This window comes from Pseudomonas migulae NBRC 103157 (assembly GCF_002091715.1).
GTDB lineage: Bacteria > Pseudomonadota > Gammaproteobacteria > Pseudomonadales > Pseudomonadaceae > Aquipseudomonas > Aquipseudomonas migulae_A.
The window spans coordinates 54,044-67,517 of sequence record NZ_BDAG01000032.1 but is presented as its reverse complement, the minus strand read 5'-3'; the positions used below and the strand labels follow the sequence as shown (position 1 = coordinate 67,517).

Annotated in this window: 13 protein-coding genes and 1 pseudogene; 1 reads left to right on the top strand and 13 read right to left on the bottom strand. The window is 57.4% G+C overall.

Annotated features, from left to right (window positions below):
* Nucleotides 1-108 precede the first annotated feature (108 nt).
* From PMI01S_RS21975 to PMI01S_RS21940, 8 genes and pseudogenes are all read right to left on the bottom strand, one after another.
* Nucleotides 109-495 carry a DUF5376 family protein gene (locus PMI01S_RS21975; protein ID WP_084322234.1) on the bottom strand — a complete coding sequence of 129 codons (387 nt, stop codon included), beginning with the start codon at nucleotides 493-495 and terminating at the stop codon, nucleotides 109-111.
* 749 nt (nucleotides 496-1,244) lie between these two features.
* Nucleotides 1,245-1,517, bottom strand: a complete 273-nt coding sequence (locus tag PMI01S_RS21965) for a hypothetical protein (protein ID WP_084322233.1) — start codon at nucleotides 1,515-1,517, stop codon at nucleotides 1,245-1,247.
* The gene (locus PMI01S_RS31315) at nucleotides 1,507-1,875 is read right to left on the bottom strand and encodes a hypothetical protein (RefSeq protein ID WP_139273023.1); all 369 of its coding nucleotides are present in this window, start codon (nucleotides 1,873-1,875) and stop codon (nucleotides 1,507-1,509) included. The genes PMI01S_RS21965 and PMI01S_RS31315 overlap by 11 nt, the downstream gene beginning before the upstream one ends.
* A 116-nt stretch (nucleotides 1,876-1,991) precedes the next feature.
* Nucleotides 1,992-2,303 (bottom strand): MafI2 family immunity protein, encoded by a 312-nt coding sequence (locus PMI01S_RS21960; protein ID WP_080396596.1) that lies wholly within the window; start codon nucleotides 2,301-2,303, stop codon nucleotides 1,992-1,994.
* Nucleotides 2,300-2,932 (bottom strand): polymorphic toxin type 50 domain-containing protein, encoded by a 633-nt coding sequence (locus tag PMI01S_RS21955; protein ID WP_159439530.1) that lies wholly within the window; start codon nucleotides 2,930-2,932, stop codon nucleotides 2,300-2,302. The genes PMI01S_RS21960 and PMI01S_RS21955 overlap by 4 nt, the downstream gene beginning before the upstream one ends.
* Nucleotides 2,933-3,008: 76 nt before the next feature.
* Nucleotides 3,009-3,731 (bottom strand): annotated as a pseudogene (locus PMI01S_RS21950) (ShlB/FhaC/HecB family hemolysin secretion/activation protein); the annotation flags it as partial.
* A gap of 198 nt (nucleotides 3,732-3,929) precedes the next feature.
* Nucleotides 3,930-5,996: a maltose alpha-D-glucosyltransferase gene (treS, locus tag PMI01S_RS21945; protein ID WP_084322231.1), complete on the bottom strand. Its 2,067-nt coding sequence runs from the start codon at nucleotides 5,994-5,996 to the stop codon at nucleotides 3,930-3,932.
* Between the two features lie 109 nt (nucleotides 5,997-6,105).
* Nucleotides 6,106-6,855 (bottom strand): EAL domain-containing protein, encoded by a 750-nt coding sequence (locus PMI01S_RS21940; protein ID WP_084322230.1) that lies wholly within the window; start codon nucleotides 6,853-6,855, stop codon nucleotides 6,106-6,108.
* A gap of 249 nt (nucleotides 6,856-7,104) precedes the next feature.
* Here PMI01S_RS21940 and PMI01S_RS21935 point away from each other — a divergent pair, with 249 nt between their 5' ends.
* Complete coding sequence (locus tag PMI01S_RS21935; protein ID WP_084322229.1) at nucleotides 7,105-8,109, top strand: AraC family transcriptional regulator; 1,005 nt, start codon at nucleotides 7,105-7,107, stop codon at nucleotides 8,107-8,109.
* Between the two features lie 12 nt (nucleotides 8,110-8,121).
* On the opposite strand, the gene PMI01S_RS21930 is transcribed toward PMI01S_RS21935, so the two are convergent.
* The 5 genes from PMI01S_RS21930 to PMI01S_RS21910 form a co-directional block, all read right to left on the bottom strand.
* Nucleotides 8,122-9,249, bottom strand: a complete 1,128-nt coding sequence (locus tag PMI01S_RS21930; protein WP_084322254.1) for a GGDEF domain-containing protein — start codon at nucleotides 9,247-9,249, stop codon at nucleotides 8,122-8,124.
* A 114-nt stretch (nucleotides 9,250-9,363) separates the two neighbouring features.
* Entirely contained in the window at nucleotides 9,364-10,413 is a 1,050-nt protein-coding gene (locus tag PMI01S_RS21925; protein ID WP_084322228.1) for an NAD(P)H-dependent flavin oxidoreductase, read from the bottom strand.
* Nucleotides 10,414-10,480: 67 nt separating this feature from the next.
* Nucleotides 10,481-10,870 (bottom strand): tautomerase family protein, encoded by a 390-nt coding sequence (locus PMI01S_RS21920; RefSeq protein ID WP_084322227.1) that lies wholly within the window; start codon nucleotides 10,868-10,870, stop codon nucleotides 10,481-10,483.
* A 121-nt stretch (nucleotides 10,871-10,991) separates the two neighbouring features.
* Complete coding sequence (locus PMI01S_RS21915) at nucleotides 10,992-12,509, bottom strand: CoA-acylating methylmalonate-semialdehyde dehydrogenase (RefSeq protein WP_084322226.1); 1,518 nt, start codon at nucleotides 12,507-12,509, stop codon at nucleotides 10,992-10,994.
* Between the two features lie 179 nt (nucleotides 12,510-12,688).
* Entirely contained in the window at nucleotides 12,689-13,381 is a 693-nt protein-coding gene (locus PMI01S_RS21910) for an MOSC domain-containing protein (protein WP_235864419.1), read from the bottom strand.
* Nucleotides 13,382-13,474 lie beyond the last annotated feature (93 nt).

Sequence of the window (13,474 nt, the reverse complement as noted above, 5' to 3'; positions counted from 1 at the left end):
CGATATGCCGTTGTTAGAGTCACGTCCAGATAGTCTGGGCAACGCCGGCAAGCAAATTACAACCTAACACCTCCCATAGCTTTCTTGGATCATGGCATTTTTTAACTTTTACAAGTTGACTTCCGTTACCACACTTGGTTCCGAGGGCATTTGAATAAAGTTAATCCACGCCAGCAAAGCCACTTCAAACGACTCTATATCTAGCAGCTCGATATAATTTTCATCATAGAGAGAATAGATTTTAACCTGCGCTTTTGTCAGTTCAGCGCCCCAAGCATCCCTACTCCAGTCTGCACAAGGTATGCTCGATCTCTTGACATTGCTTATCCGAGTCAAACCTTCTTTCAGCCACGGCGTAGTATCCAGAAAATAAATTCCGCCATCATCATTTAACAAGCAAGCGAGCGGGCTGACTCCATCTTCATTGAGGATGCTAGACCTGCAATATGGGGAAAGCCCACCACCTGAGTCTTCCCATGAGAAACATATTTTCACTAAGCCCCCCTAACGCTTTGGATAGCCAGTTGTATTGGGAGTCAAATACCCTTCGACCCGCACACCATTCGAAGTGGTGCCAGATCATTATTACCTACTATAATTTTATTCTTGATCGACCATTTTGCACCTACTCAGGAATGATTTGTAACTCACTCCATAGTGGTTTCAGTCCTAGACTTTCCATATAAGTCCCATAGTCGACAAAGGCCTTAACCCCAATGTTTTCGTATAAAAACCATGAGGCCTCGCACTCTTGACATACGAACAAGCAAGTGTCGTTAGCTACAATTCTAGCCTTGACAACATCTCCCTGCTCACACCTTGGACACAGCATATAAAACTTCTCTATTTAACAGGATAGGCGGCAGTGACCTGATTGGTCCCAGGCCGAACAATAATTTTAATACTCGTTTCTCCCGAAGTACCAATCGCTCGGCCCATCGGGACAACATATGCACCCGGATCACCTACTACGGGACTACCTTTCTTGAGCCATGCCTCATCGACAGCTCCTAAAATTTCTTTTCTGTCCATACTAAAGACGCTATGCGTTGTCTTGGCCGGATTCGGCTCTGCATGCTCTAAAACATGTAAAACTCTGTTTCCTTGAACCGATCCTTGTCCATAGTCTAGACCTGCTGGGGTTGTCCAAGTCCGGGTAGCTTTGTCAAATGTTAGCTCTACTGCACCACCTGTCGCTTTTGCACCCTATTGTTTTCTATTGCGACTCTATTGCGACTTTTATTTCAAGCCCAGTCATCAGGAACTACGCCGTCCTTTTTTGCTTCAGTCTCAGGGATCGGCACATTCAGTTCTGGGATGGCTAGAAAAACAATTTTGTAAAATCGATTTATAGTCTGATTACGCCATTCGTCATCAGAGCAAAACTTTTGGAACTTGGACCTTGGAAGAAATATTTCACATTCCCCCCCCATGTGCCCCCCATATTGAAAGCCGATGCAAAAATGCCCTTCACTAGTGTTCTTCAACCAATAACCAAGTGGCAAATCAATTTCCATTGAACAACTCCTTCACAGCCTTTACAGCGACTTGATCAATTCGCAACTGCCCGGGAATGACAGCCTCTGGTACGCCACCAGAAGTATACCCCCCAGGAACCCAATAACCAGGAAATGCACCAACTTCATTCCCTGACGGCATGCGAACATTTGGCTTAGCAATTACCGCTGCCTGAGCCTGATCCAGATAACCAGCAGGCAAGCTAAGTTTCGTTTCCACGGCGCGAATATTCCAACCTGTCGACTTGTAAAGCTCATCCAAATAGCTTTTCGGAAACACAAACGAGTTCTCAGGGCCAACTGTTCCACTAGCGTGCGGTGTAAAAAATCTAACGGCCCCCTCATCAAACTTGGCCAAATGAGCGTCTATCTCTGCCCGCCCCATGTAGGTTGACGGATCGGGGCGACTACCTTTCGGCGTATTTATGATGCTATTTATTTGAGATTGCGAAAGCCGTGCTTCACCTTTTGCACCTACAAATCATACTCTCGACGACAGTAGACAAAACCTCCCAAGCACTCAAGTCTTCCAATCGGATCCGACTCAAACTTGCATTCCAAATCTATGCGAAGAATTTTGTCTTGACCAATTGAGGCTGAAATATTTGTAGCAACAACCTCTAAGCTTTCCCAGTCAAAGTCTGTAGGTTGCCTGTCAAGGTAGTAGCAAATAAGCAACGTCCGATCATCCGCTAGAGAAAGAGCGATCGCTCTTATTGCAGGATATATCTCACCAATCAGAGCGCGCCAAACACACAAAACCAACCAATCAGGTAAAACTTTCATGGCTCCGCTCCAACAGTAGCAGGGTTTGTCGGAACAATATGCGCTCCGTTCTTGCCTGAATGTATTGTTCCATATCTCGTCGCCAAACCAGAGGAGCCATCAACACCAATGTTTTGACCAAAATCAACTATTGGCTGACCTCGGGAACCATAACCTACGACAGGAAACTCTCCTGCATGAGCACCATTCAACAGTTTTTGAGGATCCACACCCTCATCAAAATAACTGCGTCCGGGAATAAAATTGTTATGCCCCAGAACATGCTTGCCTTGCTGCCCAGCATGAATGTTGCTGGCTACGTTGTCCAGCGAGGCACCTGTGGCTTTTGCACCGTCAGCATTGGTACTTTCGTTATAGACCGCCCCCGGATTCAGCTGATGCCCCGGCGTCACATAAACATTACCGCCTTGCTGACCATCCAATTGGCTTCCACCGGTATGGGGCGTTGTGGAGGCCTGCCCGCCCTCCGCATAACCGCCGCTACTCGGGTTTTGCTTGCCCGCCTCAACCAACAGACCTTCGTACTTCTTCAACCTCGGGTCAAGCACATGAATCGGAAGCCCAAGGTTGGTAAGCGCGACATCTACGATCAGCTTGACCATCTCAGCACGCTGATTGACATCGCGCACGTTCGTCTCAATAGAGTCTATCGCGCTCGACACTGCCGCCTGCATCTCTGCTTGCCGTTCAGAAGGCAGTTGCGTGCTCGCCAGTGCTGCGCTGGCCATCGTTGCTGCGCGATAACCCGACGCGCCAAGGCTTTTGCGGCGTGTTCTTGACCAGGATTTCGCTGCCACCGACGTTCTGGCCGGGCGCCAACTCCATCTGTGCCTGATTCGAGGGCAAGCGGTTGAGCTGATCGACCATTTGCTCGATTTCGCGCAGGTTGACCAGTTCGCCGGTCTTGCCGGGGAAAGCCATCGCCAGTTCACGGTCCGACAATTGGCTCCCGTCCGCGCCCTTCAGTCCTTCCAGTTTTCCCTCGACCACCAGCACCTGCAGATGCCCGCCGGACAAATCCTGTTGCGGCAAATAGGCGCGACTGGTGACCAGGCCTTTTTCGATGTAGTGGTTGGTGATGACTTTCAGCAACTCATTGAGTTGGGCGACGCCCAGGCACTGGCCGATGTAAGGCTTGAGCAGGCGATTTTTATCGCTGTCCGAGAGACTGTCGGCGCCCTTGAGTTCGATGTCCTTGATGGGGAAACAACGGGTATCGACAGGTGCCGCGGGCTGGACCGGTTTGGCTGCCTTGCCGGGCAATTCCTTGAGTTCTTCGAGACGCCGACGTTGTTCTTCGAGCAGGCGATCCTGGCGTTCACGGATGAGGTCGGTTTCCCCGGGCGTGGGGGCGGCATGAGCGAGGTTCAGCGGAGAAAGGCACAGCAAAGCCAGGCACAACCTCGCCACGAGGGCGGGTGAGTACATGTTCGATCCCTCGAAACGGAAGGCGATAGCAAAATAGTGGCGCGATATTAGATGGCCACTATTCTGACGTCAATTTTTCTTATTGGCGCCAGCCAGCAACAGAGGGATTATCGACTCGAAGCGAAAGGAGAAATGGATCAGAGCAAAACCGGCGAGGTGGCGCGTCGTTCATACGCGCGCCACATCGCCCTGGGAGGACTAGATCATCGGAGAGCTACTAACCACCCGCAGCGCCAACCCTTCATAAGCATCCAGCGTAATCGTGAACTCCCCCTCGGGCGTGAGATCACCCTCGACCCGTTCATTGATGATGTCGACCACCGGCCCCGGCGCAATATTGGGCAGGTGCAGGGTCTCGGTGATCGCTGTGGAACCGAAGTTCAGCGCGGTGATCTGGGTGCCTTTGCCGGCCGGCAGTTCGTGGACCATGATCAGCAACCCCGGATGCTCGACATCCGGGATCAGGATCTGACGGCTCGCGGCAATATCATAGGAACGGCGCGCCGCCAGGATTCGCTTCAGCTGCGAGGCAAAGGAGTCATGGTCTTTCAGTTGACTGGTCAGGCTGCCGTAAAGCGTTTTCGGGCGCGGCATCTGACCTTCCGACAGCTCCGCTTCCGGATTGAGATCAACCAGATCGTAGGCGCCGCGATGAATCCAGCGTGTGTCGCCGTCGAGCATCAAATGTGCGACCTGCTCTGCCGGCAGCGGCAGTGCACCGACGAGGTCCCAACCCGATAACGCGAACACGCCGGGCTGCATCGCGTTGTACATCACCAGCAGCACATGAATCTGGCGGATCTGCTGGATATCCGCTGCGGTAATGGCATCGAGGTCACGAATCCCCAGTGCTGCGGTGATGATGCTGGCGGTGGTGCAGGACACGCCGTTGGTGACGAATTTCAGGTTGTACGGCGCGTGTTCGCCGGCCAGACGTTCGTACATCTGCTCGCGAATGTGCTCGCGCAAGATGTTGCCGGGGAAGGTCTGGCCCTGATAGAGGAAAGTGTCATGGGCGTGCAGGGTCCAGAAATGCACCAGTTCGAGGGTCAGTTCGTCGTGGTTCTGCAAGGCATGGATCAGCGAGCCCGGATCGATGCCCAGGGTATGCATCTGACGCAGCATCAACCGCAGGAATTCGGTATCGCCCATCAGCAACGCATGCTGGTAAGCGGGTCGGGTGATGAAGTCATAGGAAAGGTCGGCCCCGCCGTGGGACATGGCGGCGATGTCGTCAACGGTGAGGTTCAGTTCCTGAAAACTGAAACCGCCCGCCTTGCGAATCGCGCCGGCGAGCAACTGGTTGCCGGTGATCGATAGCGGATGGCTTTCGGACCAGGCGGTGCCATCGAGCTTGCGTTCAACGCCGAGAAAACCGTTGGCGTCCAGACGCAGGATTTTCGCCCCCATCACGTCGATGGCGTGCAGTGCGTCGCCGATGATCATCTGCTGTGCGGCGAAGGTCGGGTCCAGCCAGTTCAGCGACGGCTGCCCTTCCTTGAAGTAATGCAGGTAAACCCAGCGACGCGGTTTGCCGTCGACCCCGATCACCACCGGTGTCGCGCTCCAGTCGGTCTCCTTGACTCCGGGCTCGAAGAAGATCACCCGCTGCAACTGACCGACGATGTAGTGCTTGTCGCGCAACACATCGACCTGCTGCGGGCTGAGGTTCTGCGCGTCGCGCCCCGCGATGACATCGGGCAGCAGCGGCCAGTCCTCCTCGCGGATTTCCACCATGTGGTAGAGCCCCGGATAGTCTTCGTAGCCCATCTCGGCCAGGCGAAAGTCCGCGCCTTTGCCGGTGTGCGACGGGATGACGTCGTCGATGATTACCGCATTGTGCGCGGCGGCCATGCGCACCAACGCTTGCAGCTGCGCCTCGGTGCCCAGCTGCGGGTCGATGTCGAAACTGATGCGGTCAAAGTTGCCGTCAATGGTGGGCGTGTGTTGGGTGCCCGAAAGGCCACCCGACCTTTTCAGCGGACCGTTGTGAATGCCCTGGATACCGATTCTCGACAAGGCGTGCCATAAGGTTTCGTCCCCCAGGGCCTCCAGCACCGTGCCATTTTCACGGGTGACGATGGACGCCGGGTACGCGGTGAACCACACCGAAGCGAGGGCCGAGGCATCACGGGGCCGGGTATGCGCGTAGGGCTGTTGCCACAATCGGCCTTGCCCCGAGTAGAGCTTGGCCCGTTGTCTTGCGGCCTGCAGCATCGATTGTTCGACCAGCCAGTCCACATGGTTTTTCTCAGCTGCCGTCATGGAAACAATCACCTCTCGTCATGAAAAAATGGCATCCGCCCTTCTGCACCAAAGGCACTGCTCGTTTTCATATGAGGCCATGACGTGGCATTCGTTGCATCGTGCTGCGTTATGACGACCCGGGTTGCAGCTGGCACAGCGTCCCCAGTGCATCGATCTGCGGACGGCCAAACAGGTAACCCTGCCCCCACTCACTACCGCAAGCCGTGGCGAGGGCACGATCGGCTTCGGATTCAATCCCCTCGACGATCACGCACGGCGCCAGCGTTTTGCACAGCTGCACGAGATGACCGAGGGTCTGGGCGTTGTTGGTCTCCAGGCGTGCGCGCTGGAGGTAGCCTTGATCGATCTTGACGATGTCCGGCCGGGTCTGGCGGATGAATTCCAGCGTGCCCAGTCCCGCGCCAAAATCATCGATGGCCACCCGGCACCCCAGTTCGCGCAGGCACAACACGAATTCGATCGCCGCCGAGGTGCTTGGCGGGGTGGCGCTTTCGGTCACCTCCAGCACCAGTCGCGCGGCCACCGAAGGGGCGTCGCGCAATTGCATGAGGATCGGTTGCCAGTAGTGGTCGACGATAGCGCTTTGCGCGGAGATGTTGCAGCCCAGCCGCAGGTGTTCGTTTTGCAGCAAGCGTTCAATCACGCAGTTCACCACGCTGCGGTCCAGCTCACGCATCAATTGATGTTGTTCCAGCATGGCGAAGGGATAGACCCCTTCTCCCCGTGCATCGATATGCCGCAACAGCCCTTCCTGGTACAGCACCCGGCGGCTGTCGGGCAACCAGACGACCGGCTGAAACGCCAACACCAACTTGCCCTGCGCCAGTTCATTGTAAAAATTTTTGACTCTGTGCATGTCACATCCGTAGACAAAGCGGCGTCCTGCCGCCGGGTGAGTATGGCTACGCCAAGCGGGCGCTCCTGCAACTGCAGCGTTGACTGCCGGCCATAATCGACGCTCCCCGACCGGTCAGGAAGTGTTCCCGGATACCTTTCGCTTGTCCTTGGAAACGTGTCGGTTGTGTTAATCGACTGTGACCATTTGTTTATTGCGATCATGCGCCGGCTTGCGCGACATCAATTAGCCATTACGCCGGGAAGAATCATGCACAGAATGACCAGCACCGGTTTTCGGGTGCTCGCCGACGTCTTGACCGACGCCGGCGCCAACGTAGAAACCTTGCTCAAAGCGTTCGACAGCAGCCACGAGGAGGTCTGGGCAAACCCCAACGGCGTCAGGCTGGAGCTGGTCTATAAGGTGATGGCTGAAGCGGCCAGGCGTACCGGCAACCCGGATATCGGCCTGCTGGCCTATGCCCGCGCTCACCCGGCGAATCTGGAAGTACTCGGTTACGCCGTGATGTCCTGCGCCACGCTGGGCGCCGCGCTACAACGCCTGGTGGATTATCAATCGCTGATCTGCAATGGCTTTTACATGTGCCTGGACCAGGAAGCGACGGCACTGAAACTGATCGGTTTCGACATCAGCGCCCAGCCGTCCCTGACACCCCGCCCCTTCATCGATGCGGGCGCCGCGCAAATCGTGGGACTGGTCCACTGGCTGTTGCCCCAGCGCAAGCCGCATCCCGTGGCAGCGACCTTTACGTACCCCAAACCAGCGGACACCACCCGGCTGGAGCACTTGCTCGGCAGCAACCTGTCATTCGGCGCGTCTTACAACAGCCTGACGTTCAGCCTCGACGACTGTTCGATTGCACTGCCAACGGCCGATCCGGCACTGGATGTCCTGCATGTCGAATACGCTCGCACACGCTTGAACCTGCTGCTCAACGGCTCAATGACCGAGCGTGTTCGACGGGTGCTTTCCGAGCGGCTGGCCCAAGGCGTGCCCAGCGACCTCAACCGGATCGCCCAGGCGGCCGGCGTGAGTGCACGCAGCCTGCAACGGCGCTTGAGCAATGAAGGCATGCACTTCTCGGCACTGCAGGATGAAGCGCGATTGATGCTCGCGCATAACTTCTTGCGCAACTCGGCGCGAAGTGTGAAGTACATCGGCGCGCTGCTGGGTTTCCGCGATCAGAGCAGCTTTCACAAAGCCTGCATCCGCTGGTTCGGCATGACGCCTGGACGCTACCGGGAAGACGCCTGACCGCCTGCCGGCCTATTCAGACACGGCGACCTGATTGCGCCCGCGCGCCTTGGCTCGATACAGCGCCTTGTCCGCATTGTTCATCAAACTGTGCAGATCGTTATCTTCGGCATTCATTGACGCAACACCGACGCTGGCCGAGATGCGATGGACCGGCCCGGTCATCAGGCCGGCGATCGACTGGATGAGTTCCTCGGCAATGTGCTGCGCGACCTCGATCGAGGTGTCCGGCAGCAGGACAGCGAACTCCTCCCCGCCCAACCGTCCGTAAACGTCGGTTTCGCGAAACGAGCGGCTGATGACCACGCCCATTTGCCGCAGCACCTGATCCCCGACCTGATGCCCGTAGGTGTCATTGATGTGTTTGAAGTGATCCATGTCCAGCATCACGGCACACAGCGGCAACTGGTTGTTCTTGCAGTGGCTATATAGATGCTGCGCGTGCTCGAAAAAAGCCCGGCGGTTCATCAGGCCCGTGAGTTCATCGGTCTGGGCGGCACGCGTGGAAACACTGTGCGCCTGCTCCATTTCACGGGTCAGGCGAAAAGCGGTTTCCAACGCATCGGACAGGTTGCGCGTCGCACTGAACACAAAGGAGGCGAACACCAGAACCGCCACCCCCATGCCGACCTGCAGGGATGAGGCTTGAAACAACAGCCAGATCGTACAAGGAAACAACACCAGGGAAATGGACACGATCGTCATGTAGCGATAGGCCGAGTAACAGGACACTGCACTGACCGACATCCCGACGCAAAACAGCATGACCAGCGCCTGGGCCAACAGGTCATCGCCCGGAATCACCGCGAGTGCACCTGCACCCCAGATACCGGCGGACAATACGAGCGTGACCCAATACGTGCGCTCCCAGCGCTCAGGGGTGCGTTCACTGGTGGGGCTGCGGAAGTAGGCGATGAACATCAAAATCCGCAACATCGACGACGCTGCCAGCACGGCTATCCACCACGCAACGACCGTGTGGTCAAAACGTTCCCAGCACAGCCAGCACAGCATCAACACCGCGAGAAAACTTCCGAAAACCGCCGAGACCGACTGGCGGAACAGCTGGTGCAATCGGTCCGTGTGCACCTGACTTACGATTAACTCTTCCGTTTCGTACCGCAATCCAAGGCCATCCATTTCATCCGCCTGATCGTAATGCTGCGACGAATGCAATTGTGGCACATTGCTTGGGGCTACTCACTCGGTGATCGGGCCGATCCTTTGGATCGATCAAGGACGAAGTGTCTCAAGTCAGGCTTTCATTTCCGCCACCAGCAGATTCACCAGCGCCGCGGCCGGCAGTTCACGCGCCAGCGGTGCGCCCTGCCCGGCCCATTGCACGGCAAAATCGGTGTCTGCCTGCACGGTCGCAGCGGCGTTGAGTGCCTTGTTGGCGTCATAAGTCAGCGGATAATCGGGCAGTGCCGTGGCAGCCGTCGCAAGGAGGGTGAAGTTGCGATTGACCATGCCGCGGGCAGGACGGCCGGAAATCACGCTGGTGACTTTGGTCTGATGCGCGCGCGGCCCCTTCAAGGCCTCACGGTAGGCGCTGTTGGCCGAGGATTCAGGGCAGAGAATAAATGCCGTGCCCAACTGCGCGGCACTCGCGCCCAGTTGCATGACCGCCTTGATGCCTGTGCCGTCCATGATCCCGCCTGCTGCAATCACCGGCAGGCGGCAAGCGCTGGTCAACACACGCACCAGCGCAAACGTGCCCATTTCGGTGTCCTGCTGTGGGTCGAATACCCCGCGGTGCCCGCCGGCTTCATAACCTTGAGCCACCAGTGCATGCACGCCGGCGTGCTCCGCCAGCTGCGCTTCGGCCAGGTTCGTCACAGAGCACAAGAGGATGATGCCGGCGTCCTTGAGCGCATCGATTGCCGATTGTGGGGGCAATCCAAAATGGAAGCTGACCACTGCCGGTTTTTCTTCCAGCAGCATCTGCAGCATGTCCAAGTCTTCGACGAACGAGGTGTAGATCTCCCGCAGCGCGGCAGGCGCAACCGCGTCGAATTCGGCAAAAAACGGCGCCAGAACATTCAGCCACTGCGTCTCTCGGGCGCTGTCATGGATGGCTGGTGCGTGGCAGAACAGGTTCACATTGAAGGGTTTGTCCGTCAGCGCCGCCGTCTCTCGAATCATGGCCCGCGCCTGCTCGACGTTGCTCGCCCCAATGCCGATGGACCCCAGGCCACCGGCACTCGACACGGCTGCCGCGAGCCTGGGCGTGGAAACGCCCACCATGGGGGATTGAAGGATCGGCCGTTGAATGTTCAAAAGGGACAGCAGTGGATTGGACATGACAGCACCTGTACGTGATGAATGGGAGTAAAAACGATGGCGCCTGATCACTCGGCGCTGCCCGGCGCTACAGTTCGCCGGTCAGGAACTGCGCCCGTCCACGTCCGAAGGACCAGTCCGAATCGGCGTTTTCCACCAGCGAAACAATCAGGTCATCGGGTGACAAGCCGCAATCGGCACGTAGCCTCTCAGCCAGTAAACGGTAGAACGCTGTCTTCTGCACTTGTGAACGCGGTCGAGAAATCACCGTCAGCAACAGCACATTGGCCGAACGCGTGTAACCCAATCCCGTGTCGTGCAGCACCAACTCACCGGGACGATGTTGAGTGACGCATTGGTAGCGATCGCTGGCGGGCACTTCAAAGGCCTCGACCATCGCCTGATGGGTCGCATCCAGAAGAGTCTTGAGCTGCTCGTCATTGCGCCCCTGGATGATGTCGAACTTGAGCAATGGCATAGCGGTTCACCTGTGCGAAAAAACCGGGAGCGAGCAGTTCGCTCCCCCTGGGAAAAAAGATGCCGTGACAGCCCGTGCCAACACGTCATCCACCCCCAAACCTGTGGAGCAGAAAACCGTATTACTTGGACGTCGGCATGGCGAACTCAGCGCCCTTGGCGATGCTGTTCGGCCAGCGCTGCATGATCGATTTCTGCTTGGTGTAGAAGCGCACGCCCTCTTCGCCATAGGCGTGTGTGTCGCCGAACAGCGAACGCTTCCAGCCGCCGAAGCCGTGCCACGCCATCGGCACCGGAATCGGCACGTTGATGCCAACCATGCCCACCTGAATGCGGCTGGCAAATTCACGGGCGATGTGGCCGTCACGTGTGTAGCAGGCGGTGCCGTTGCCGAACTCGTGGGCGTTGACCAGATTGACCGCTTCGGCAAAATCCTTGACGCGCATGCACGCCAGCACCGGGCCGAAGATTTCCTCTTTGTAGATTTTCATCTCGGGCGTGACATGGTCGAACACCGTGCCACCGAGCCAGAACCCTTCGGCACAGTTCGCGCCGGCCTGAGCACCGTCAAAACCACGACCGTCGACCAGCAGTTCTGCGCCTTCCTGGATGCCTTGTTCGATGTACCCGGTGATGCGCTGCAAAGCCACTTGCGACACGATCGGGCCCATCTCTGCGGCCAGGTTCATGCCTTCGAGGACTTTGAGCGCACGGGTGCGTTCCACCAGTTTTGGCATCACCTTGTCGGCGACATCCCCGACAAAAACCGCCACCGAGATCGCCATGCAACGCTCGCCGGCGGAGCCGAATGCCGCGCCGATCAGCGCGTCCACCACTTGGTCGATGTCGGCGTCCGGCATCACCACCATGTGATTCTTCGCGCCGCCGAGCGCCTGTACACGCTTGCCTTGGCGGGCGCCCGTTTCGTAGATGTAATTGGCGATCGGCGTCGATCCGACAAAGCTCACGGCCTTGACGTCCGGGTGATCGATCAGCGCATCCACCGCTTCTTTGTCGCCCTGCACGACGTTGAACACGCCATCGGGCAGCCCGGCTTCCTTGAACAGTTCGGCGATCAGCAACGAGGGCGACGGGTCGATCGGGCTCGGCTTGAGCACGAAGGTGTTGCCGCAGGCGATGGCCACCGGGAACATCCACATCGGCACCATCACCGGAAAATTGAACGGGGTGATGCCGGCTACCACGCCCAGCGGTTGGCGCACGGTCCAGTTGTCGATGTTGGTGGAAACCTGCTCGGTGTAGTCACCCTTGAGCAATTGCGGGATGCCGCAGGCGAACTCGACGACCTCGATGCCGCGCGTCACTTCACCCTGGGCATCGGTGAAGACCTTGCCATGCTCGGCAGTGATCATGCGCGCCAGGGTGTCGCGGTGCTCGTTGAGCAACGCCAGGAACTTGAACATGATGCGTGCCCGACGCAATGGCGGCAGCGCCGACCAGGCCGGAAAAGCTTGCGCTGCCGACTTCACCGCCGCGTCGACTTCAGCGGCATTGGCGAGCGCCACTTTGCCGATGACGGAACCGAGGGCGGGGTTGGTGACGTTCTGCGTACGGCCTGAAGAACCGTGTGTCACGCGGCCGTGAATGTAATGTGCGATGTCTGCTGGCTGGGTGCTCATGGCGGGTGTCCCCTGGTGGTGGATAAGAGCCATCTCTTTTTGTTGTTCGGGAATGCCAGGCGGTCCTGTCGGCGCGCCTCAGGGTCAAAGTAGGCCAGCCTTACGATCATGTAAAATGATGATTAATGATCCTGTAGATCACAAATGGTGAATAAACTGTTACCCGGGTGCATGTACGGCTATTTGTTTTGCAGCGCTTTTTGCAGCCACTTCGCCCGCTCCGACAGCCGCCGCTTCCAGTCCTCGGCCAAACCACCGGTGTCAGCCAGCGCGAGTACATCGTCGATCACCGGCCGGTGCGACAGCTGCACCTGCCAGAACTCATCGATGGAAAATCGCTGCGTTTGCCGCTCCAGCAGTTCAATCGTGTCCCCGGCCTCGACAAAGCCCGGCTGAAGAACCCGGTAATACCAACCGGTGATGCGCTCTTTGGCGACATGCATCGACATGCGCTCGGCGTCAAAACGATGATTGATTTTCCAGCACGGGCTGCGTGGCTGAGAGACTTGCAACACCGCACTGCCCACCCGGAACACGTCGCCGATGTGCACGTTTCGCTCAGAGAGCCCGAACGCTGAAATGTTTTCCCCGAGGCTGCCCGGGATCAGTTCAGGAGCGCACTGCGCAAAGGCCTGCGCCAGGCGCTGATAGTTTTCTGCCGCATAGTGATGTACCGCTTTTTCCGGACCGCCGTGAACCCGGCGATCGGCGTGCTCATCACCGACAATCCCCTGGAGCTCCACGCGAGCGGGGCCGGAGCGTCGTTGTTTGAAGATGCCCGAACGCTGCCCCTCGGGCTTCAGGACGCCCATGCCGCCGGCAAAGACATGGTCAATTATTGAAGTCAGGTTCATCGTCCGGGCCGCGCTCATTCGTCTGTTTTGTTGACTTTACTAACCGTCGACAAAGCCCGTAAAATGATGACTCGTGATGCTATTCATCACTTTTTATGATAGGTGGCAATG